This is a genomic window from Halorubrum sp. SD612, from assembly GCF_002135005.1.
On sequence record NZ_NEWI01000400.1, the window covers coordinates 1 to 1,047 of the forward strand.

At 67.1% G+C, this 1,047-nt stretch carries 1 protein-coding gene and 1 pseudogene; both read right to left on the minus strand.

The features are described 5' to 3' along the window. Nucleotides 1-725 (minus strand): glycosyltransferase family 4 protein (locus tag B9G38_RS17675; RefSeq protein WP_086221211.1); only part of this gene is annotated, 725 nt, incomplete at its 3' end. A gap of 46 nt (nt 726-771) precedes the next feature. Continuing rightward, nucleotides 772-1,047 (minus strand): annotated as a pseudogene (locus B9G38_RS17680) (hypothetical protein); the annotation flags it as partial.

Here is a 1,047-nt window from a genome sequence, read left to right on the forward strand (position 1 = left end):
CCCTCGTTCTCCTCGTGGGTCGGGAAACAGAAGACGTCGCCCGCGGCGTACGCGCCGCGAATGTCGTCGACGAACCCCGTGAACGTGCAGTTCGACGGCGCCTCGTCGATGAGCCGCTTCGTCTCGCGGCCCTTCAGCGACCGGTCGACGTGGCCGAACCACGCGAAGTCGACGTCCGGCATCCGGTGAGCCGTCTCGACGAACGTCTCCAGCCCCTTCCGCTTGATCACGTGGCCGACCATGAACACCGTCGGCGGGTCAAGGTCGTAGCGCTCGCGGTACTCGTCCTCCAGCGATTCGAACCCGTCGAGCTTCTCGCGGTCGACGCCGTTGGATATCACCGTGGTCGGCGCGTCGGTGTACCCCTTGATCACGTCGCGGTTGTACTCGGAGGGGCAGATCAGCCGGTCGGCGAGTCCGTACGCGCGACGGAGGTACGGCTTCAGCGGCCGTGCGAGCGCGTTCGTGAACCGGAAGCTGTCGCCGAAGTCCTCGGCGGTGACGTGGGTGTGCGCGACGACGGGAATCCCGGCCTTCCGGGCGCGGCGCGCGTACCAGACCGAGCGGGGCCCCATCAGGTTGCAGTGGAGCACGTCGGCGTCCAGCGTCGGCTCCGTGGTGTACTCGATCCCGACCCGGTCGAACATCTTCCGCTGGTGGTCGACGGAGGCCGCCATGCCGCCGGTGACGTGCTCCTCGAACTCGAAGTAGTGGCTGACCTTCATCGGTGGAGCGACGATCCCGCCGACACTACGGCGGCGGACCGAACGGCTACTCGACTTCCAGCCACGGGACCTCCATCAGCGCGGGGATGTACGTCTCGATGTGGTGCTCCCAGACGCCCTCCTCGCCGAACGCCTCGCCGTGGTCGGCGGTGACGACGACGTCGCCGTCGAGCTCCTCGACGAGTTCCGACACGCTCTCTAAGGCGATCCGGAGGTTCTCCTCGTACATGCTCAGGGCTGTGACGCGGGTGCCGTCCTTCACGAGGTCCTTCGGGTCGAGTTCGAGCCAGAGCCCCGCCTTCTGGGCGAATTCGCTGTCGTC